This is a genomic window from Myxococcus qinghaiensis (genome assembly GCF_024198215.1).
Lineage (GTDB): Bacteria > Myxococcota > Myxococcia > Myxococcales > Myxococcaceae > Myxococcus > Myxococcus qinghaiensis.
This window is the reverse complement of sequence record NZ_JAKCFA010000021.1, coordinates 172,033-192,283: the sequence shown is the minus strand read 5'-3', so window position 1 is coordinate 192,283 and position 20,251 is coordinate 172,033. Positions and strand designations below refer to the sequence as shown.

The 20,251-nt window shown below is 68.8% G+C and carries 17 protein-coding genes; 10 read left to right on the top strand and 7 right to left on the bottom strand.

The genetic code is table 11. The annotated features are described in order from the left end of the window. Nucleotides 1-68: 68 nt before the first annotated feature. The gene (locus tag LZ199_RS33545; protein ID WP_253997830.1) at nucleotides 69-1,532 is read left to right on the top strand and encodes an SH3 domain-containing protein; all 1,464 of its coding nucleotides are present in this window, start codon (nucleotides 69-71) and stop codon (nucleotides 1,530-1,532) included. 31 nt (nucleotides 1,533-1,563) lie between these two features. Here LZ199_RS33545 and LZ199_RS33540 read toward each other — a convergent pair whose 3' ends face one another. Beyond that, the gene (locus tag LZ199_RS33540) at nucleotides 1,564-2,280 is read right to left on the bottom strand and encodes an SDR family oxidoreductase (protein WP_253997829.1); all 717 of its coding nucleotides are present in this window, start codon (nucleotides 2,278-2,280) and stop codon (nucleotides 1,564-1,566) included. 61 nt (nucleotides 2,281-2,341) lie between these two features. Here LZ199_RS33540 and LZ199_RS33535 point away from each other — a divergent pair, with 61 nt between their 5' ends. From LZ199_RS33535 to LZ199_RS33515, 5 genes are all read left to right on the top strand, one after another. After that, complete coding sequence (locus tag LZ199_RS33535; protein ID WP_253997828.1) at nucleotides 2,342-3,373, top strand: LysR family transcriptional regulator; 1,032 nt, start codon at nucleotides 2,342-2,344, stop codon at nucleotides 3,371-3,373. A 763-nt stretch (nucleotides 3,374-4,136) separates the two neighbouring features. Then, entirely contained in the window at nucleotides 4,137-4,586 is a 450-nt protein-coding gene (locus LZ199_RS33530) for a hypothetical protein (RefSeq protein ID WP_253997827.1), read from the top strand. Then, complete coding sequence (locus LZ199_RS33525; protein WP_253997826.1) at nucleotides 4,583-6,778, top strand: ATPase domain-containing protein; 2,196 nt, start codon at nucleotides 4,583-4,585, stop codon at nucleotides 6,776-6,778. Before LZ199_RS33530 ends, LZ199_RS33525 begins: the two co-directional genes overlap by 4 nt. After that, nucleotides 6,775-8,223, top strand: coding sequence for a sensor histidine kinase (locus tag LZ199_RS33520; protein ID WP_253997825.1), 1,449 nt, complete (start codon nucleotides 6,775-6,777; stop codon nucleotides 8,221-8,223). The genes LZ199_RS33525 and LZ199_RS33520 overlap by 4 nt, the downstream gene beginning before the upstream one ends. A 294-nt stretch (nucleotides 8,224-8,517) precedes the next feature. Next, entirely contained in the window at nucleotides 8,518-9,996 is a 1,479-nt protein-coding gene (locus LZ199_RS33515) for an FAD-dependent monooxygenase (RefSeq protein ID WP_253997824.1), read from the top strand. A 165-nt stretch (nucleotides 9,997-10,161) separates the two neighbouring features. On the opposite strand, the gene LZ199_RS33510 is transcribed toward LZ199_RS33515, so the two are convergent. Continuing rightward, nucleotides 10,162-10,890: an NmrA family NAD(P)-binding protein gene (locus tag LZ199_RS33510; RefSeq protein ID WP_253997823.1), complete on the bottom strand. Its 729-nt coding sequence runs from the start codon at nucleotides 10,888-10,890 to the stop codon at nucleotides 10,162-10,164. Between the two features lie 318 nt (nucleotides 10,891-11,208). Here LZ199_RS33510 and LZ199_RS33505 point away from each other — a divergent pair, with 318 nt between their 5' ends. Continuing rightward, a complete protein-coding gene (locus LZ199_RS33505; RefSeq protein ID WP_253997822.1) occupies nucleotides 11,209-12,153 on the top strand; it encodes an AraC family transcriptional regulator in 945 nt (314 codons plus the stop codon). Between the two features lie 158 nt (nucleotides 12,154-12,311). Further along, entirely contained in the window at nucleotides 12,312-12,740 is a 429-nt protein-coding gene (locus tag LZ199_RS33500; RefSeq protein WP_253997821.1) for a YciI family protein, read from the top strand. 91 nt (nucleotides 12,741-12,831) lie between these two features. On the opposite strand, the gene LZ199_RS33495 is transcribed toward LZ199_RS33500, so the two are convergent. Then, the gene (locus tag LZ199_RS33495) at nucleotides 12,832-13,860 is read right to left on the bottom strand and encodes a hypothetical protein (RefSeq protein WP_253997820.1); all 1,029 of its coding nucleotides are present in this window, start codon (nucleotides 13,858-13,860) and stop codon (nucleotides 12,832-12,834) included. Nucleotides 13,861-13,964: 104 nt separating this feature from the next. Beyond that, a complete protein-coding gene (locus LZ199_RS33490; RefSeq protein WP_253997819.1) occupies nucleotides 13,965-15,107 on the bottom strand; it encodes a serine hydrolase domain-containing protein in 1,143 nt (380 codons plus the stop codon). A gap of 159 nt (nucleotides 15,108-15,266) precedes the next feature. Here LZ199_RS33490 and LZ199_RS33485 point away from each other — a divergent pair, with 159 nt between their 5' ends. Further along, nucleotides 15,267-16,163: a LysR family transcriptional regulator gene (locus LZ199_RS33485; RefSeq protein ID WP_253997818.1), complete on the top strand. Its 897-nt coding sequence runs from the start codon at nucleotides 15,267-15,269 to the stop codon at nucleotides 16,161-16,163. Nucleotides 16,164-16,236: 73 nt separating this feature from the next. Here the strand turns inward: LZ199_RS33485 and LZ199_RS33480 are convergent, their stop codons facing one another. The 3 genes from LZ199_RS33480 to LZ199_RS33470 form a co-directional block, all read right to left on the bottom strand. Next, nucleotides 16,237-16,560 (bottom strand): putative quinol monooxygenase, encoded by a 324-nt coding sequence (locus LZ199_RS33480; RefSeq protein WP_253997817.1) that lies wholly within the window; start codon nucleotides 16,558-16,560, stop codon nucleotides 16,237-16,239. A 154-nt stretch (nucleotides 16,561-16,714) separates the two neighbouring features. Beyond that, on the bottom strand, nucleotides 16,715-16,906 hold the full coding sequence (locus LZ199_RS33475) for a hypothetical protein (RefSeq protein ID WP_253997816.1): 192 nt from the start codon (nucleotides 16,904-16,906) through the stop codon (nucleotides 16,715-16,717). A 91-nt stretch (nucleotides 16,907-16,997) separates the two neighbouring features. Continuing rightward, nucleotides 16,998-18,197 (bottom strand): hypothetical protein, encoded by a 1,200-nt coding sequence (locus LZ199_RS33470; protein WP_253997815.1) that lies wholly within the window; start codon nucleotides 18,195-18,197, stop codon nucleotides 16,998-17,000. Nucleotides 18,198-18,542: 345 nt separating this feature from the next. Between LZ199_RS33470 and LZ199_RS46525 the strand changes: the two genes are divergently transcribed. Beyond that, nucleotides 18,543-20,237: an LVIVD repeat-containing protein gene (locus tag LZ199_RS46525; protein WP_267145170.1), complete on the top strand. Its 1,695-nt coding sequence runs from the start codon at nucleotides 18,543-18,545 to the stop codon at nucleotides 20,235-20,237. The last annotated feature ends 14 nt before the right edge of the window (nucleotides 20,238-20,251 follow it).

The following is a 20,251-nucleotide window of genomic DNA, read 5'->3' as shown; positions in this document are numbered from 1 at the left end:
TGGGATGACCTGCTCGCCCCCGCAGGCAGGGCCACCTGGAGGCGTCTTCCCCTCAGGGAGTTGAACGAATGAGCCGCCTGGCCTCCCCCTCCCCGCAGCCCCGTGCGACGACGTACCGGGCTGGCGCACGCACCTGGCGTATGCGGATTCTCTCGCTCGCGGTGCTGGGGTCCACCGCCAGCCTTGGCGCCTGCGCCGCGCCGTCCTCGCTCGCCGTGTCTCCGTCCGGGGTGCCCGCGTTCAGCGAAGACATGCTGTCGCCCGAGTTCTGGATTCGCCGCGCGCCGTCTCCCGACGAGGTGCTGCTCGATGCCGACCAGGTGGCGGCGAAGCGCCTGCGCGCCTTCGGTCCGGATGGCGGCTTCATCGACTTGAAGCGCATTCCGGCCACGCTGACGCGGGCGCAGGTCGCCGGCTGGGTGAAGGATGCGCAGCAGACGCCCATCAAGGCGGTCATCGACGAACAGGGCCGGCCGGTGACGGAGGCGATGCTCCAGGAGCCTCGCCGGAACGCCGCGCCCGAGCACATCCCCGAAGCCTCCACCGCGCGCTACGGCCTCAGCGTGCGGCGCACACCCCTGCGGGCACTGCCGTCCGACCAGCGCTTCTTCGCGGCGGAGAACCTGCGCGACTACGAGAGCCTCCAGGCCGGCAACCTGTTCCCGGGCGAGCCGGTCGTCATCGCGCACCACAGCGCGGACCAGCAATGGCTGTTTGTGTTCACGACCCAGGGCCCCGCATGGGTCCGGCGCGCGGATGTCGCGGAGGGCTCGGCGGACGCGGTGTTCTCCTACGCGGCGAAGGCGCCCGGGCGTGTCGTCACGGGCGACCAGGTGCGCACGGTCTTCACGCCGGAAGCGCCCGCGGTGTCCGAGCTGGAGCTCGACATGGGCGTCGCGCTGCCGCGGGCCGACGTGGCCCCCGGCGAGCCCGTCAACGGCGCCAGCAGCTACGCGTCGTGGCCGGTGCTGTTGCCGGTGCGCGAGCAGGACGGCACCCTGGCCTTCCAGGGTGCGCTGCTCCGCCGCACCGCCGACACCGCGCCGGGCTATCTGCCGCTGACCCGTGCCAACATCCTCCGCCAGGCGTTCAAGTTCCTCGGCGAGCGCTACGGCTGGGGACACCAGTTCAATGCGCGCGACTGCAGCGGCCTGACCAGCGAGGTGTACCGCAGCCTGGGGCTGTACCTTCCGCCCAACTCCGGAATGCAGGGCAAGAGCGCGGCGCTGAACCACCGCCTCTTCACGGCGCGAGACTCGCATGCCGAGCGGCTGCGCGCGCTGGCCCAGGCGCAGGTAGGTGACCTCATCGTCGTCCCCGGTCATGTGTTGATGCTCATCGGCCACGTGGATGGCGAGCCCTACGTCATCCAGGATGTCCCGTTCGCCGTGTTCAAGGACCCGGCCACGCAGCAGCTGCGCAAGACGAAGCTGAATCAGGTGTCGGTCACCCCGCTGCTGCCGCTGTATGCCGACGACACGACGCTGTACGTGGACGCGATGACGAGCCTCGTGCACGTCACGCGGCCATAGGCCCGGCCTCCGAGCACGCCGGGGCCCTCACTCAGACCAGGGGATGGCCACCATCCACGCGCAGCACCTCGCCGGTGGTGAACCCATTGCTCATGAGGAACAGCGCCGCGTGGCCCAGGTCGGAGGTGGTGCCCATGCGTCCCACGGGGAGCCGACGCGCGTGCTGCTCGAAGACCTGGCCCTTGGTGTCCCCCGCGATGGCGTCCCAGACGGGGGTGTCAATCCAACCCGGCGACAGGGCATTCACCCGCACCGGCGCGAGCTCCAAGGCCCAGGCGCGCACCGCGGCCTCGATGGCACCGTTCACCGCCGCGATGACAGAGCCGTTGGGCATGGGGCGGACCGACGCAATCCCCGTGGTGAAGACGAGTGAACCACCGGGCTGGAGCCGGGCATGCCTGGCGACATGGAACGCCGCCATCAACTTGGAGTCGAAGATGCGGCGCGCGGCGGCGAAATCCATCTCTCGGATGCCGAGGTAGCGAGCCTCCACCGCCGTGACGACCACGTGATTCACGGGCGGAAGCGCCTCGAAGAGCTGGCGCACCGCGTCCTCCTTCGTGACATCCGCGGCGCAGGTCCGCACGCGGCCAGGGTTTTCGAGCAGGGCAGCGGCTCGAGCCAGCTTGTCGGTGGAGCGGCTCACGAGCGTCACGGAGGCGCCTTGCTCCAGCGCGGCCCTGGCCACTCCGAGTCCAATGCCAGAAGAGCCTCCCACCACCACGACATGTTGTTGTTCAAGGGTCATGTCCCATGCCTACCGCGTGGCCAGGGTTGCAACCATGGGATGATATGAAAGGCTCCATCTCATGAATGGAATGATGGTCAGCGAGAACCTGAGCCTCTTCGTGGCCGTGGCTCGGCAGCTGAGCTTCGTGGAGGCCGCCAAACGACTGGGGATTCCCACCAGCACGGTCAGCCGCCGGATAGCGCTCCTGGAGGAGACGCTGGGGACCCGGCTCCTCCAACGCACCTCGCGGCGCGTGGGGTTGACGCTGGAAGGGACTCGGCTGCTGGAGCGAGCAGGACCGCTGCTGGACCAGCTTGGCGAGGTGCTCGACCAGTCCGTGGACCGGGAGGAAGAACCCGCCGGCAGGCTGCGGGTGACGGCGCCCGTGACTTCTGGCGCCCAGCGCATCGCCCCCTTGCTGTTCTCCTTCGCGGCCCAGCATCCGCGAGTGGATGTGGAGCTGACGCTCACCAACTCCGTGGTGGACCTGGTGGAAGAGGGGTTCGACCTCGCCTTCCGGGTGGGCCCCATCCGGGACGCCGAGTTGGTGGCGCGGCGGCTATGGAGCATCGAGTCGGTGTTCGCGGCCTCCCCTCGCTTCGTGCAGGACACCTTGAAGGGACAGACTCAGCTGACCCGGGAGGCGCTCGAGAAGGTGCCGGCGGTGATGACGCTGCCTCGTGGGGTGTGGCGCCTGCGCCGCCGTGACGGCGCAGTGGAAGAGGTCCGACCGACGGATGTTCGCGTCACGGTGAACGACCCACGGGTGGCGATGGTGGCCGCCCAGGAGGGCCTGGGCGTGGTCAGCGCGCCCAGGGAGATGGTCGACCCGCATGGCAAGGCACTCGTGCCGCTCACCGTGAAGGGGCGCACCCTGGAGCCGCGAGAGCTCTTCGCGGTGTACCCCTCACGCAGGCAGCTCTCCACGCGGGCACGCCGGGTGCTCGACTGGGTGGTGAAGCACGGCGCCCCAGAGCCTTCGGCGAAGCCCCCGTCACACACCCTCACGGGTCGGCGGTCAGCGTTTCGCGGTCGGCCGCATGCCGGCGAAGAGACCGGAGGCGGACCTGTGTGGCTCGCCTGTCCAATCCCAGACTCGTCAGCGCCGTGAACTCGACTCTGGTGCGGGAGCAGACTGTCTTTGCTGCGGACAAGACGGAGACAAGCCGCGAGTTGCACGACTTCGCCCGCCCCCTCAATCCCACCCATGCCGAAGCCATGGCCCCTGGTGCGTGCGCATTGGGACGTGGAGAATGGGCTGCATCAGCGCCTGGACAAGGAAGGCGGACACCTCCTTCCCGCATCCATTCGCTCCGCCCTCCCGGCGACACCCGTGGCCTGGAAGTCCACTTCGGACAGGAGGATGAGCGCCCACCCTCTCCGACGACGGCGGGACCGTCTGACCCTCATCCGGAGCGGCGGCGCGGTCGCTGGCGGACTGCTCGCGCGAGTGGACGGAGTCAGTATTTCCTACCGCCCTGTCGTATTTGCTGGCGTACGGGCTGGCCCCCGCCCAGTCTGTCAACCACTCCTCGAATAAATAGTCGTTCCTATATTGCCCTGGAGTATCAGCCCCGCGCCTGCGCCGGTCTGACGCACACGCGCGTCCGCCTGTGCCGAAGTTCGTACTTCTCCGTCCATCGCGACGGGACGACAGAGGCGATGAGGGCGGAAATGAATGCGCTGGGCAGTCAAAGCACTCCAGGGATGCACCCAACGAGCCGCCTCCCTGGCGGCCCCACCTTCGTCCAGCACCCGTGAGAACGTGAGCGCCCCCTCCGCCACGCTGAGCACCTTCCTCCTTCAGGGCGGGCAGTGCAGGGGCGACGCTCTTCCAGCAGAGGCACGGGTCGCTCAGGCGGCTGGGGGAAACCTTGCTTGACGAAGGTCAGCACGAGGCCTGCGTCGACGCCTGGCTGGACCGGGCCGCCAGGAATTTGTCGGCGGAGGCCTTTCTCCAGCTCTTCGAAGCGGCACTCACCGCGCTGTGGAAACAGACGCTGACCACGCTGGGCGAAGTGACGCTGACCGCCATCGCTGGACGCGTTCTGCACAATGCCTCCGAGCGGTTCCCGCTCTTCTCGTCCCTCAAGGTCGAACGGCTGAAGGGGCTCCAGTTCGCGGAGCTCCGGGAGCACGTCCGCGCCGGGCACGACGCCGGACTGAGGGAAGGAAGTCGCTTCGTGCTCGTGGAGTTCCTCACCGTGCTCGGCAACCTGACCGCTGAAATCCTCACGCCGGAGCTGCATGCGGAGCTCTCCAAAGTCGCACTTCCGGAGGCGGTTCCTCCACGCGTCACCGCGGGCGAGGACACAACGTCATGACGAAGCGAATCGAAATCCCCCGCCTCCAGACGGGCGTCCCCAACCTCGACGAGCTCTTCAAGGGCGGCCTGCCCAAGGGCTCCGTCACCGCCGTGTGCGGCCCGCCCGGCTCGGGCAAGACGACGCTCACCCAGCAGCTCTGCTTCCACAACGCCTCGGCCGCCCACCGCGTCCTCGCCTTCAACACCCTCTCGGAGCCGACCGCGAAGACGCTGCGGCACCTCCAGCAGTTCTCGTTCTTCGACCCGAAGAAGTTCGAGGAGGGCGTCAAGTTCGTGGACCTCGGCGCCATGCTGCGGATGAGGAGCTTCGATGCGGCCCTCGCGCTCATCATGGACAACCTCAAGCAGGTCCAGCCAGACATCGTCGTCATCGACAGCTTCAAGGCCTTTGACGACCTGGCGACCTCCAAGGAGGAGCTCCGGACGTTCGGCTATGAAATCGCCGTGAACCTGATGGCCTGGGAGACCACCTCCCTGCTCCTCGGCGAGTACGGGCCCGCCGACTACGAGAGCAATCCCCTCTTCTCCATCGTCGACGGCCTCCTCGTCCTCTCCCAGCGCGTGTCCCAGGGCGAGCAGCAGCGCTTCTTCCGAATCGTCAAGATGCGGGGGACGGACCACAGCCGGGACGAGCACCCCTTCCTCATCACCTCCAGCGGCCTGGAGATGTTCGCGCCCCGCGAGGCCATCAAACGCGAGTCGATTCCGGAGGAGTCACAAGAGCGCTGCAAGACTCACATCACCAAGCTCGACGAGCTTCTCGGGCCCGGCATCCCCTGGGGGTCCAGCCTCCTGCTCAGCGGCGTCGCGGGCACCGGAAAGACGGTCCTCTCGCTCGAGTTCATCTACCGGGGCGCCCTCGCGGGCGAGAAGAGCATCCTCTTCTCTTTCGAGGAGAGCGCGGAGCGCCTCCGCGCCGCCGCGAAGGGCCTGGGCTGGGAGCTCGACCGGGAGATTGAGCGCGGCATGGTGGAGATCGTCTTCATTCCCCAGCCCGACATCATGGTGGAGGCCCACCTCTTGATGATTCGCGAGCGCATCAAGGCCATGAAGGCCCGGCGCGTGGTCATCGACTCCATCTCGGTGTTCCTGGACAAGGTGACGGACCCGCAGCTCAGCCGCGAGAAGGTCTTCCACCTCTGCAGCATCGTCCAGAACGCCCAGGCCGTCGGCTTCTTCCCCACCGACATCCCCTACGGCTCCCGCCAGGTCAGCCGGAGGGGCGTCGAGGAGACCGTGGTGGACGGCGTCATCATCCTCAGCTCCACCGAGGAAGGCCTGGAGCGCGAGCGCTACATCGAGGTGTACAAGCTCCGCAACACCGCGCACCTCAAGGGCCGCCACGCCATGGCCATTGGCGCCGGGGGGGTCTCCATCTTCCCTCGTTACGGGGAAGAGCTCCGCGTGGAGGCCCCTCCCCCCGCGCTCGAGATTTCCTCCCGGCTGGGCTCCGGCACTCCCGGGTTGGACGGGCTGATGGGCGGTGGGTTGCTCAGGCGAAGCGCCACCCTCGTCTCCGGCAGCGCGGGCGTCGGCAAGAGCACCTTCGGAATCCAGTTCCTCCTGGAGGGCGCCAGGGTTGGGGAGCCGGGCCTCTATGTCTCGATGGAGGAGGGACCCGAGCAGCTGCTCGCCAGCGCCGAGGCCCTGGGCTTGCCGCTGCGCGCGCAGCTCGACGCGGGCCTCATCCAGGTCCTCTACGTCTCCCGAGAGCACCTGCGCGCGGGGCAGTTCCTGACCGTGCTGTCGGACCAACTCCAGGCGCTGAAGGCCTCGCGCGTCGTGCTCGACGCCGCGACGCAGCTGCTGACGGCTCACACGCCCATCGACGAGTTCCGACACGTGCTCTACAAGCTGGTGGTCCGCTTCAAGACCCTCGGTATCACCAGCGTCCTCACGCTCGAGTCGGCCTCGCTCTTCTCCATGGAGCGAGTCACCGACCAGGGGCTCTCCCCCGTCGCCGACAACCTGCTCATGCTGCGCTACGAGGAAGCTGCGGGCCGCCTGGCGCCTACGCTGACGGTCGTGAAGACTCGAGGCAGTGAGCATGACAGACGCACCCATTTCATGACGGTCTCGCACGGAGGGCTGCGAATCGGCTCGTCCGTGAGCGAGCTCCCGACGCCTTCCTGGGCCGCCCCCGAGGAAACCAGGCATCTGTCACGGCACGACGATACGAGACGAAGATGAGCCCTGGTCGGCGAAAGAAAGCGTCGCACCCTGACACGCGAGAGGAGGCGCGCGGACCGCGCACGCGTGGCCTGCCTCCCGCCGACCCTTCATTCGCGAGCCTGGAGCAGGCCTATCGACGGCTCGAGCACCTGTATGAAATCAGCAAGCTGTTCGCGAGCTTCGAGAGCGTCGCGCAGTCCTTCGACCCCGCGCTTGGCATCCTCGCGCAGTCGCTGCCCCTGCGCAGTGCGGTCCTCATCCAGACGGAGAACGGCCAATCGCGGATGATCACCTGGCCGTCCGAGCTTCAGGACTCCGAACGGATGCAAGCGGTCAGGCGGCACGCGGAGGACTCCTACGCCTATCTCGTCGGGGCGGAATCGACCGAGTCCCTCGCACTCACTGAGCAGCCGGGCAAGACCCTGCTACCCAGGCAGGAGCTACGCCAAGGGGACGCCGAGAAGCGGTTCATCGTCATCCCGCTCGTGGTGGCCCAGCACTCGCTCTTTGGTGCCCTTCAGCTCGAGGCGGCCATGGCCCTCGACAAGAAGGACCTGATCTTCGTCAACGCCATCGCCAATCAACTCGCGATCGCGCTCGATCGCGACCGGGCGTGGCGGCGAGACATCACCCGACGCGAAGACGCCGAGGACGAGCGCGCCCAGGCGGAGGAGCGGGGCGCCACGTCAGATCGCGACCGCCTCGTCGCCGAGAGCTTGAGTGACAAATACGAGGCGCTCGCCAGCGAGAACGCCCGACTCTACAAGCAGTCGCAGCTCTCGGTACGGGTGCGTGAGCAGATCCTCGGGGTGGTCTCCCACGACCTGAAGAATCCGCTCTCGACCATCTTCATGGCCGCCGGCGCGCTCGCGCAGCGAGGAGCGCTCGAGGGGCAGGCGACCGAAATTTCACAGGGCATCGGGCGAATCCAACGCGCGGCCGAGCGCATGATGCGGCTCATCGACGACCTGCTCGACTTCGCGAGCATCGAGCTCGGGCAGCTCTCCATCAAGCGCCAGCCCAATGACGCGGGCTCGATGATCAACGAGACACTGGCGAGCTTCGAGCGCGTCGCGAAGGAGCATCGGCTGAAGATGACCTTCGAGGTCGAGCCGCGGCTCCCGAAGATCTTCTGCGACAGGGATCGCATCCTCCAGGTCCTGTCCAACCTGGTCGGCAACGCCACCAAGGTCACCGCGGCGGGCGGGCACATCACCCTCAAGGTCGAGGCGCACGAGAACCAGAGCGTGTTCGCGGTCGCGGATGATGGCCCTGGAATTCGCGTGGACGACATCAAGCATCTTTTCGACCGGTACTGGCGCAGCGGCGAGGCGAAATACAGGGGAACCGGCCAGGGGCTCGCCATCTCGAGAGGAATCGTCGACGCGCATGGTGGCCGAATCTGGGTGGAGAGTGAGTGGGGACATGGCGCGACGTTCCGCTTCACGGTGCCCCTGGCCTAGACGTCGGCACGGTCGCCACGCCGTGACGTAGCGCCTGCCTTTACCGCCGTGGGCACGGGGCACCATGGCCCGCTCGAGTAAGCGAGGCGCACGAGGCCGTCGCGTCCCATCTCCAGTCGGCGCGGAAGTCAGTCGCGCGCGCCTCCCAGGGATTCGAGAAGGGCCGCTGGAGGAGCCACGGAGACCCTCGCCGCTCTTTCCACTGCCAGCAAATGCCAGACCCCGGGTATTGCCGCAAGCCCCCCCGGTCATGCTCCACCGTCGTCCGTTTCGCTCAAGGAGCAGGAGGACGAGATGCACACGGACGTGGTGACACAGCACGCGGTGGTGATTGCTGGAGGAGGCCCGACCGGGCTGATGCTGGCGGCGGAGCTGGCGTTGGCGCAGGTGGACGTGGCCATCGTCGAGCGGCGCGCCAGTCAGGAGGTCACCGGCTCGCGCTCGCGCGGACTGCACGCGCGCAGCCTGGAGGTGCTCGACCAGCGCGGGGTCGTCGAGCGCTTCGTCTCGCAAGGGCAGGCGGTCCAGAACGTCGCGTTCGGACAGGCGCCCCTGGACCTCAGTGACTTCCCGACGCGTCACAACCACGGGCTCGCGCTCATGCAGGAGCGCTTCGAGCGCATCCTGGCGGAGTGGGTGGGCGAGCTGGCGGTGCCCATCTACCGGGGGTGCGAGGTGACGGGCTTCGCGCAGGACGGCACCGGCGTCGACGTCGAGCTGTCCGATGGCCGTGCGTTGCGGGCGAAGTACCTCGTCGGGTGCGACGGGGGGCGCAGCCTCGTCCGCAAGTCGGCGGGCATCGAGTTCCCGGGGTGGGACGCGTCCATCAGCTACCTCATCGCCGAGGTCGAGATGACCGGAGCGCCGGCCTTCGGCATCCGCCGGGACGAGAAGGGCACCTACGCCATGGGCCCGATGGAGGGTGGCCGTGTAGGCGTCGTGCTGAGAGAGGAGCAGGTCAGCACGGGCGACGCGCCGACCCTGGAGGTTCTGCGCGAGGGGCTCATCGCGCTCTACGGGACGGACTACGGCCTGCGCGGCGCCACGTCCCTCTCCAGGTTCACCGACATGACGCGGCAGGCGGCGTCCTACCGCACCGGGCGGGTGCTCCTGGCCGGCGACGCGGCCCACGTGCACTCGCCCATGGGCGGACAGGGGCTCAACCTCGGCGTGCAGGATGCCGTGAACCTGGGGTGGAAGCTGGCCCAGGTCGTGCGCGGCGTCTCGCCGGAGAGCCTGCTCGACACGTACCAGGCCGAGCGGCATCCCGTCGCGGCCCGTGCGCTGCGGAAGACCATGGCGCAGACGGCGCTGAGCCGCGGCGACGCGCGGATGGACGCCGTGCGCGAGACGCTGGCGGAGTTGCTGCGGATGGACGGACCCCGCAAGCAGTACGCGGCGATGATGTCGGGACTGGACGTCCACTACGACCTGGGCAACGGACACCCGCTGCTCGGCCGCCGCATGCCGGACCTCGACCTGGTCACCGACGACGGCCCGCGGCGCGTGTTCCACCTGTTGCACGGGGCGCGGCCGGTGCTGCTCGACCTGGGCGAGCCCGGCACGCTCGACGTCACGCCCTGGGCGGACCGGGTCCGGACGGTCGCTGCTCGCTACACGGGAGCGTGGGAGCTCCCGGCGCTCGGCGCTGTCACGGCGCCCGTCGCGGTGCTGATTCGACCGGACGGACACGTCGCGTGGGTGGGCGAGGGCACGGACCAGGGTCTGCGTGAGGCCCTGACCCGATGGTTCGGACCGCCGCGCACGGCGTAGCGCGTTTCGCCTGCCTCAGCGGACTCCGCGCCGCCGTCAGCGTCATGAGCGCGTCAAGGCCACCCTGGAGCCAAGGCGCGTGAGCGAGGCGCGCCTGGGTGCACTGGCGGTCCGGCACGTCAGCCGAGCCGACAACGCCTTTGACGACGGGGAGCGCCTGTCGTGTCAACGCCAGGCGCGGGCGTGGGCCTGGGCGAAGGCTTCGAACGTGCGCGGTGCCCGCCCGGTGACGCGCAGCACGGTGTCCGTCACGCGGTCCTCGGCCCCCTCCCGGATGGGCACATCCAGGCTTGCGAGCAGGCTCGCGTAGGCCTCCGGCATGCCCGTCCCCTCCTGGAGGTGCCGGCGCACCTCCTCCAGGCTCGCATGCACATGCCGGATGGGACGGCCCGACACCCGGGACAGCTCCGCCGCGACGTCGTCGTAGCTCAGCGCCTGGGGGCCGGTGATGACGTGCGCGGTGTCATGGGAGGGCTCGTCCGCGAGTGCCCGGACGCCAACCGCCGCGATGTCCGCCGCGTCCACGAACCCGACGCGCCCCTTGCCCGTGGAGGTCATCAGCAGGCCATTGCGCCGGACGCTGGCCCCGTGCTGGTTCTGGGGGTTGGAGAAGTTCTGCATGAACCACGACGGCTGCAGCACGCTCCACTCCGGGGCGTGCTCGCGCAGGAAGCGGTGCACCTGCCCCAGTCCAGGGCTTCCCTCCGCGATGGCGGAGGCGCCGAGCAGGACGACGCGCCGCACGCCCCTGGCCATCGCGCGTTCGATGAACGAAATCATGAGGGGGGACGGGTCCGCCATCGCGGGCACCAGCAGGTACATCCGGTCCACGCCGTCCACCGCGGCTTCGTGCGTGGTGGGGGCCGTCCAGTCGAAGCGGACGTGCTCGGTCAAGGGGAGCGGGGTGTCGTGCTCCGCGTGGCGGTCCTCACCCGAAACCCTTCCGAGGCCAGTGCTTGAGCGATGGGACGACCCGTGTTGCCAGAGGCGCCGGTGACGAGGATGCGCGGCTTCATGCCTGCTCCTTCGTGCCGCTGATCGCGAGGTGCGCGTCCATCAGGCGGGAGAGGTCGGAAGTTGAATCGGCAAGCTCCATGGGGAATCTCCATCAACGGGATGGATCTAGAATGTGCATGTCGTTATGGACGCTCAATGTCACTGCGTCCAAAAGAACTGTCAGAGCGTCCAGCGATGCCAGATGAAAAGACCGACGTGGTTTCCGATGTCCTGGAGACGCTGCGGTTCAAGACGCTGCTCTTCGGTCGCTTCGAGCTGGGTGCGCCGTGGGCGCTGCGACTGCCCCGCAAGGCCAATGCGTCCTTCTACGTGGTGGCGCGGGGAGGACTGCGCCTCCAGGTGGAGGGCCTGGTTGAACCGGTGTTCGTGTCCGCTGGCGACGTGGTGCTCCTGCCCCGCGCCCCTGCCCACGTGCTGGATGACGGCACCCGGAAGGTTCCTCGCGACTTCATCCCCCAGCAGCAGCTCCGGGCTTCGTCGGGAACGGCCGCCCGGCTGGGAGGGCCGGGCGCGGCCACCACGTTGATCACCGGCTGCTTCCAGTTCGGCGTGGACCCCACGCACCCGCTGCTGCGGGCCTTCCCGTCCATCATCCACCTGTCCACGCAGGAATCCGGCAGGACGCCGTTGCTCGCCGCCACCGTGCAGCTCCTCTCCGCGGAGACCGCCGCGCCAGGGCCAGGGAGCGCCCTGGTGCTCGGCCGTCTGGCGGACGTACTGCTGGTGCAGGCGCTGCGTGCCCAGTCGCTGCTCGCGCGGGCTGGGGAGGCGGGGTGGAGGGCGCTGGCGGATCCAACCGTCGGGAACGCGCTGGCCCTGATGCACGAGCAGCCAGGCACGCCCTGGACGGTGGAGCGGCTGGCCTCGGCCGTGGGCCTGTCACGCTCCGGGTTCGCCGCGCGCTTCCACTCGCTGGTGGGGGAGACACCCTTGAACTACCTGTCGAACTGGCGGATGACCCGCTCCGCGCGGTGGCTGCATGAGTCCGACGACAGCCTGGAGGCCATCGCCGAACGCGCGGGCTACAAGAGCGCGCCCGCCTTCAGCAAGGCCTTCAAGCGTCGCTGGGGCGTGGGCCCCGGCGCGTATCGGCGGGCGTCCACGCCAGGCGAACCACTCCTGGCGCCGATTGCCCCCTAGGCTTTTGAATCAAGTCAACCCTGTGCACGGCCAGGGGAGCGTCGCTTCGAGTGACGTCACCACCGGCGCGGCGAAAATCCGCATCGGGGGTGTCGATCCAGCGGCGCGCTGTTCGTCGCCTCCCTGGAGCCCCCAACCGAGCCCCGAGGAGACACGCGATGAAGGTCATGATGATGGTGAAGGCGACCCAGCAAACCGAAGCGGGCCAGAAGCCGACCCAGGAGGCGCTGGCCGCGATGCACGAATTCAACGAGGAGTTGCGGAAGGCCGGCGTGCTGCTCGACCTCGCCGGCCTCACGCCGATGAGTCGCGGCGCGCGCGTGCAGTACACCAAGGCCCAGTGCAAGGTGATTGATGGCCCGTTCGCCGAAGCCAAGGAGCTGATCGCCGGCTACAGCCTGCTTGAGGTCAAGACGTTCGCCGAGGCCATCGAGTGGGCTAGGCGCGCGCCGTTCAGCCTCCTCGTGCAGGACGGTGAAGAGATGGAGGTCGAACTCCGGCCGCTGTTCGACCCGTCGGAGTTCGACGTGCCGGGCGAGGCCGAGGAGCGAGCGAAGCGGCTCGGCGAAAAGCCCGGCTCGGCGTAGCAGCGGCTCGGCGAGACAGGCTCGCGGCGAGTGGCAGACGCACACGCCGCGGTCTCCACCGTGGTTCGCGGAGACATCACCACCGGCCGCGCTACAGGAACTCGTCCCCTCCCCCAGTCTCCGGCTCCTGTGCGGAGAGGAGCACAATCCCGGGCCCCTGCTCCACGCGGAGGCCCAGGCCCATCGCCGTCAACTCCTCGAGCGCGGCGAGGGCCTCCATCACGGGCTGGACATCGGCGACTCGCGCGGGCACGGCGATGCGCTCCAGACGAGAGCCCACCCGCTCCAACAGCACATGTGCGGGGAGCGCCTCGATGTATCGGCCATACAGATAGGCGGGCGCGCTCAACCATGAGACTTCGGAGGGCGAGACGGTCGCGACACTCGCATCGAAGCGCGCCCTCACCTCCTCCACCGAAGTGTCCTGACGCCACAGGCCGAGCAGGGAGCGCAGGAAGTCCATCAGCGGTTGCGACCGGGACGAGCCTGGCTGGGCCGAGGCGACCTCCAGCGCCCGCTCGGCCCGTGCGGGGTCCGGCTCGACGAAGTACAGCGGCAGCACCTCCTCGAGGCCTGGAGTGTAGAGGGGCTCCGCCAGTCGCTCCGGCGAGCCCGCGAACGCGCGCAGCGTCTCGGGTTCGAGCGGCTCACCCGCCAGCCAGCGGCACCACAGCGCCTCCAGCGAGCCCGCGGCGAGCGACGCGCGGCGCAGCAGATGGGCGCGGACCTGCTCCACGCCTCCGAACAACAAGACGGTCACCAGGTCCTGGGCGGAGGGCCCCTCGGGGAACTCGAGCGCATCCACTCCGGTCCAACGCGCGTACCGCTTGCGCTTCAGGTCGCGCTGGACCTCGCCCGCCACCTCGCTCCACGCGGACCAGGGCACACCGAGCGCCGCGTAGTCCTTCCGGAGGCCCTCGTCCGCGGGGGCGGAGACTTCGTTGGGACGTTTCTTGAAGTCGGCTCGCACGCGCTTGAGTTCCTTCGCGAGCGCGGGCAGCTCCTCCGCCGGACAGCCCCCCGTCAGCAGCCGGAGGCGGGAGACGGGCACGCCGGGCAACTTGAGCAACCAGGACTTGAACGCCGACCAGGCGGGTGCGGAGAGGCGTCGGATTTCCACGGGCTGTCCTCGCTCAGGTGCCAGGTCCGCTCCCGGCGATAGGTCTTCGGGCCAGGTGGCCCGCCCCGTCATCATAGCTTCAGCTTGAGCCGGGGAACGCAACGCTATGGCTTGCAGGTCTTCACCGCATCGACCTTGGCCACGTCGGCGCTCCACAGGCAGACGATGCGGTCCAGAGCCAGACCGCTGCGGGAGTTGCTGAAGAAGACGATGCCGTCGCCGGCTTGCGGACGCATCAAGAAGTTGGCGCGGAAGCCGGCTTGGTTGCGTCCGTCATGACCGACGGCGATGCTGCCGTCGCCGAGGCGTTCGATGAAGTGGCCCAGGCCGTAGACCGCGCCATCGGGCGCGCGCGGCGTGCTCAGCTCCGCGGGGGTGTACAGCTGGGCCAGCTGCGCCTGGGACAGTGGATGCGCGCCAGCGGTGTTCGCCATGCCGGCAATCATCCAGCGCGCGAAGTCGCGGACGGTGGTGGTCAAGGTCGAAGGCGCCTGCTCGACGTAGTAGCGCATCGGTACCGGCCTGCCCTCGTCGTCGTGTCCCTGCGCCGCGCCGGCCAGCACCTCCGGCGTCATGGCGACGCTGCTGTGTTTCATGCCCAGCGGCCGGAACACCAGCTCCCGCGCCAGGTCCGAATACTTGCGCCGCGTGCTCCGCTCGATGGCCAGCTGCATCAGGGTGTAGCCACCGCCGGAGTATTGGAATTTCACACCGACCGGCGCGAACAGCTCCACCGCGCCGCGTCCATTCGTCTTGCCGGCCAGCGACTCTTCCAGGCTCGGCAGCTCCTTGAAGTCGAGCCAGCCCTGATACCCACCCAAGGTCGTGCCCGCGGTGTGCGACAGCAGGCGGCGAATCGTAATCGCGCGCGGGTCGAACTGGTTCCGCGCCAGCGGCCACGGCGACAGCACCTCGGCCACCGGCGCATCCAACCGCACGCTCCCCTGCTCGGCCAGGCGCATCGTCACCCAGCTGGCGATCGGCTTGGCCAGCGAGGCCGCCGAGAACACCGTGTCGGGCGTCACGGGCACCTTGCCCGCGTGGTCCGCGAAGCCGAAGCCCTTCGCGTAGACCAGCCTGCCTCCGACAATCAGCCCCACGGCCGCGCCTTGGATGCGGGCTTCTTTCATCAGGGCTGGCACTTCGCGCTCGAGGACCTGGGCGAACGGCGGTGGCTGCTCCTGGAGTCTCTGAGCCTGGGCGAGGGACCACGGAAGGACGAGGGAGAGCAGAAGCGCGGCACGCATGGGCGTTCCTCCAAAGGGGGGTCGGCGAGGAGGATGCGGTGGCCAGCACGGCGCATGGGGTGCCGGTCGCCCAACATCTCGCGGCGTCGTTGGAATGCACGAGGAAGGCGCCGGCCCCCAGGGTTGCCTGCCCGTGAATGAAGAGCGAGCCTGTGCCGCATGGAGATGCATCAGGTCCGGTACTTCCTGGCGGTGGCGGAGACCCACAGCTTCACGCGCGCGGCGGAGCGCTGCCACGTGGCCCAGCCCACGCTGACCGCCGCCATCAAGAAGCTGGAGGGAGAATTGGGAGGGCCGCTGCTCCTGCGTGACAGGAGCGGTGCGAAGCTCACGCCCCTGGGCCGGCAGGTGCTGCCCCGGCTCCAGCGCATCGACGATGAGAACCGGAGCGTGGCGCTCATCGCGGAGAACCACCGCCGGCTGAATCAGGTTCCGCTGCGCGTGGGCGTGCTGTGCACCATCGGCCCCGCGCGATTGGCCCGCGACCTGGCGGCGTTTCGCGCCGTCGCTCCCGGCGTGGAGGTCGAGCTCCGCGTCGGCACCCGCGACACGGTGGTGCGGCAGTTGGAGGAAGCCGAGGTGGACCTCGTCATCACCCACGCCGCCGCACCCACGCCTGACTGGTGCGTCGTCACGCCGCTCTACGAAGAACGCTACCTCGTCGTGCTCCCACCCGGACATCGCCTCGCCGCGCGGGACACCGTGCCCCTGGAGGAGCTGGCCGATGAGCCCTACGTCGACCGGCTCGCCTGCGAGCTGCGCGAACAGGTCGGCGCGCTGTGCACGTCCCGCAAAGTAGTGCTGTACGCCAGCTATCGCACCGAACGCGAGGAGTGGGTGCAGAGCCTGGTCGCCGCGGGCGTCGGCTTCGCCTTCATGCCCGAGCATTCCTTCCTGCCCTCATCGAGCGCCACCACGGCGCGTCCGCTCGTCGAACCGTCCCTCCAGCGCACCGTGTCCCTGATGCGCTCGGGAGACCGGACCGCGCCCCCTGCCGCGAAGCTGTTCTGGCGCACGCTGCTGGAGGGCGCGGTTCGCATGCGTCCAGGCGCCTGAAGAGAAGCGGGCGAGGGCCACCTCCGCCGAAGGTGCGCCCTCCCCGCCCGCGTCCCTCACTGCCTGAGGCTGCTCAGAGCTTCACCGCGAGCAGCTCCACCTTCTCGATGGACGGCGGCTGCGCGAGCAGCTCCGGAGCCTGTGCCATCAGGGCCGCAGCCACCTTGCCACTCAGGTGCGCCTGCCGACCCGCCTCGTCCGCGAAGGTATCGAAGATGCCGAAGGAGGTCGGACCGAAGCGCAGCGCGAACCACTGCGCCGTCGCCGGCTCTGCCTGGACCACGGACAGACCGCCCTCCAGGAACTTCTGCACCTCGGCCTCCTTGCCTGCCTTCGCCTCCAGGCGGACCAGCAGGCCCACGTGAACGTTCGCTGCCTTCTGTGATTGCGTCGTCATGGATTCACCCCTCGTGCTCATGCAATGAGATGAATCCACATATAGACCTCGCGTCCGGCCACCGTGAATCCCGTGGCGTCAATGGATGGATAGTCATCACCTATGGGCGAAAGCCGCCCCGTCGTCCGAGGCACCGCCCTCATCCACTCCGAGGTCAGAACTCCTCGTCCGGGATGGTGATGACCACCTCTTCCGGATAGGGAATCGACACCGACTCCGGAGTGGGCCTGTAGATACGCTCCTTCCAGCGGGCAACGGTCGCGGTGGGCTGGGCAGGGCGGACCGCGACACATGCGCACAGCGCGAGCAGTACGCATGACCAGAGACGCAATGAGTGCAGGGGCATGGAGGGGCCGAAGCCTAATCCAGGCCAACCCCTGGCATGTGCCATCTGGCGTCGCCCGTGCCTCCGTGAAGGCGGATGACACGCGACAGGCCTACAGCCCTACCTGCAACAGGAGCATGAACTGCGAGAAGGAGTCCGTGCCCTCCCCCAGCGCCGGATAGTGGTCCCAGTTGAGTACGGCCCCCACCGGACCGAAATGCAGGTCCACGAGGAGCCGCAGCCCCGGCCTGACGTCGGGAAGCACCTGCACCGGCACGCCCAGGCCAAGCCCGAGACTCGGGATGATGGCGACCTGGGGTGTCGCGTACTGCGAGAGGGGCGTGAAGACGAGCTGCTTGCGAAAGTCCGTCTCCGCCGAGAGCGAATGCAGGAAGGACTCGGGCGCGGCGAGCTGGTAGCCGAGCCGTGCCATCAAGCGGGTACCGTCCAGGCTCCGCAAACCCAGGCCCAACTGCACACCGCCCGGAGTCCACCCGGGCGCGGGCTTCGTCAATGTGACGTTGAGCCACTCGGGAGCGCTCTCCGCCGTGAGTCGCCGCTCCGCCACCACCTGCGCGCCCTCGTGCCGAAGCCGCCAGTCCGTGGCCACCGGCTGAGTGTGCGCGGAGGCGTCCGGACTGCTGCCCACCTCCCATGTGGAAGGGACCCTCACGGTGACATGAAGCTCGGGGTTGCCCGCCCAGGTCCGGATGGGGCCCAGCAGATAGTCAATGTCCCAGTGCGTGGCCCGCGCCGGTCCGGAGGACAGCAGCACATGTCGCGCCTGGACCGCGGGCCACACATACCCCGATGGCAGGAAGCGCCGCTCGAGCTGAACCACACCGCGAACCACCAGCTCCCCCTCATGCCCGGGCGGAAGCGTGAGGGTGAAGCTGAAGCGCTGCGTGAGCCGACGGAACGTACTCTCGGGTGACGACCGCGCCGGTGCGCTCTCCCCGGCTCCGGACGTGGAGCCGCGCGGGTCCGCCTGCTCTTCCGTCACCGGGAGAGGCTCCTCGTCGAATCGGACGCTCACCTCGCTCGTACGGAGCCCCAGGAAGGCGGCATCGATGACCTCCGCCTCGGAGGTTGCATTGCGCAGCCGGTAGCGCGCCTCGAAGCGGCAGGCCGCCTCGCGCTCCGCCTCCGCGCAATCGAAGTCCAGCTTCTCGCCGAGCACCTCCGAGCGCGTGCGGGCAGTGCCTGGGGACAGGGTGAAGGCCGCCGGCGTGCGCGTGGATGCGGCCACGTTGGCGACGGCAGGCCATGCGGCGAGGAGACAACAGAGGAAGGAGACAATGCGAGACGACATGTCCGCCATTGTCGCTCAAATCCAAGGTCCGGCATCTGGTGGGGACGGAGGCCCGCGCAAGACGAAGCGCCACCCGCGAAGCCAGGGACGACAGGTGCCCCCGCGCGCTCGTGACGGTCACCCCTCGCGCTGGAGCCGCGACACGCGCGACTGGACGCCGACCGACGGGTCCCGCTTGACCTGCAATCGCGAAACCAAAGCAGCCCATCGCGCGCTTCTTCCCAACGCGCACGCCCCAGTCCCCTCCACGGAGCAAGTATTCCTCCGAGCAGGGCGAACTCAGAGGGGCAGCCGCTTTGTTCTGATGCCCGCAATGGCGCGTGGCGTCCCCCTCGAGGTCCCCCGATGCTGTCTCTTCCTCGCCCGTCCTGGGTGCTCTTCGTCACCTGGAGCCTGCTGCTCTTCGCGGCTCCAGGCTGCCGCGACTCGCCGCAGCCCACGCCCGATGCAGGCGTCCCCGGAGATTCAGGGACACCCGACGCGGGGCCACCCGACGCCGGGACGCCGCCTTGGGACGGCACGTACACCGCGCTGGAGGAGCTGGGAGACGCCACGGGTGACCCCGGCGTGCTCTCGTCCTGCGCGCTCGTGCCCCAGGTGGGCGAGAGCCCCGCTGGAGGCTGCCTCGACCCGGCCATTTTCGACCTGTCCGCGTGCGACGCTCCAACGCTCGCCAACGTCCCGAAGGACGGCATCTTCCATGTGCGGCTGCGGCGGGAGTCGGCGCTGGCGGACGGCGGAGTGGAGGGCTCGTACTACACCGTGACGATGGGCCTCGTCGGCGACGGCGGCCCCAGCAGGTTCTATTACGCGCCCGTCACTCGCGAGGAGCGCGACGCGGACAGCCTGCTGCTCGGCACCCACACCCTGTCCCGGGACGGGGGCAGCACCACCACCGTGCTCGCGGGCTGCGAGGCGCCCAGCAACCGCTACTTCACGGGCTGCTTCGCCCGGTGCGTCAACGGCCGGGTGGTGCAGCGGGCCACCGCCGACGCCCACCGCATGGTGTGGCGCGAAGGCGAGGAGGAGTCCTCTGGCGGCCTCCAGCTCTTGTCGGAGACGTACGTCGAGCAGGGCACCCCGTTGGACATCTTCGTCGCGAAGAACCACGCCTACGTCGTCTCCGCCAATGCCTACCTTCGCCCGGGCAAGCCCGGCGGCATCACCGTCTTCGACGTGACGGACCGGCGAAACCCCGTGCTGAAGAAGGTCATCCACCTCCCCGACGACCAGCTCTGGAACAGCCTCTGGATAAAGGGGGACGCGCTGTACGTCGCCAGCCAGGACACCGGCATCGTGGTCTTCGACATCTCCCACCCGGCGGACCCGCTGCTCGTGCGCCGCGTGCCCTCCAGCGCCCCCTACGCCGTGCACACCGTGCTGGTGGACGGGGACCGCCTCTACGGCATGGGGCTCTGGCCCTCGAGCAACACGCTCGTGTTCGACGTGTCCCAGCCGCTGGAGCCGGTGCTCCTCCAGCGTCTCGCGCTTCCCCTCGTCGGCCCCTACGACGGGGCCCATGACGCCTTCGCCTACCAGGGCAAGCTCTACATCAGTCACTTCGAGGGCGGCCTCAAGGTGGTCGACGTCGAGAACCCGAACGACATGAAGTTGCTGGGGACCTACACGTACCCGAACACCACGGCCCACCACAACGCCGTGGGCACCTTCGCCGGACGCACCCTCGTGTTCGAGGGCGGTGAGAACCATGGCGCGCACCTGCGCGTGCTGGACGCCACAGACGCGGCGCACATCGTGAAGATTGGCGAGTTCAGGCTCCGGCCCACCACCTCCATCCACAACATCCTCCTGGTGGGCACGCGCCTGTACATCGCGTGGTACCAGGAGGGAGTGCGCGTGCTGGACGTGTCCAATCCCACGCAGCCCCGGCAGGTGGCCTACTACAATACACACCGCGAGACGGACCCGGGGCGCACCGACGACGTCTTCGAGGGCGCCCTTGGCATCCGCGTCCCCGGCGACGGCTACGTGTACGTCGTCGACACGTCGCGCGGCCTGCTCATCATGAACGAGCTCTAGCCCGGCATCCCGGG

Coding starts and splice junctions, on each gene's coding strand:
- LZ199_RS33545 (WP_253997830.1), top strand. CDS start 69: ATGAGCCGCCTGGCCTCCCCCTCCCCGCAGCCCCGTGCGACGACGTAC.
- LZ199_RS33540 (WP_253997829.1), bottom strand. CDS start 2,280: ATGACCCTTGAACAACAACATGTCGTGGTGGTGGGAGGCTCTTCTGGC.
- LZ199_RS33535 (WP_253997828.1), top strand. CDS start 2,342: ATGAATGGAATGATGGTCAGCGAGAACCTGAGCCTCTTCGTGGCCGTG.
- LZ199_RS33525 (WP_253997826.1), top strand. CDS start 4,583: ATGACGAAGCGAATCGAAATCCCCCGCCTCCAGACGGGCGTCCCCAAC.
- LZ199_RS33520 (WP_253997825.1), top strand. CDS start 6,775: ATGAGCCCTGGTCGGCGAAAGAAAGCGTCGCACCCTGACACGCGAGAG.
- LZ199_RS33515 (WP_253997824.1), top strand. CDS start 8,518: ATGCACACGGACGTGGTGACACAGCACGCGGTGGTGATTGCTGGAGGA.
- LZ199_RS33500 (WP_253997821.1), top strand. CDS start 12,312: ATGAAGGTCATGATGATGGTGAAGGCGACCCAGCAAACCGAAGCGGGC.
- LZ199_RS33490 (WP_253997819.1), bottom strand. CDS start 15,107: ATGCGTGCCGCGCTTCTGCTCTCCCTCGTCCTTCCGTGGTCCCTCGCC.
- LZ199_RS33485 (WP_253997818.1), top strand. CDS start 15,267: ATGGAGATGCATCAGGTCCGGTACTTCCTGGCGGTGGCGGAGACCCAC.
- LZ199_RS33480 (WP_253997817.1), bottom strand. CDS start 16,560: ATGACGACGCAATCACAGAAGGCAGCGAACGTTCACGTGGGCCTGCTG.
- LZ199_RS33475 (WP_253997816.1), bottom strand. CDS start 16,906: ATGCCCCTGCACTCATTGCGTCTCTGGTCATGCGTACTGCTCGCGCTG.
- LZ199_RS33470 (WP_253997815.1), bottom strand. CDS start 18,197: ATGTCGTCTCGCATTGTCTCCTTCCTCTGTTGTCTCCTCGCCGCATGG.
- LZ199_RS46525 (WP_267145170.1), top strand. CDS start 18,543: ATGCTGTCTCTTCCTCGCCCGTCCTGGGTGCTCTTCGTCACCTGGAGC.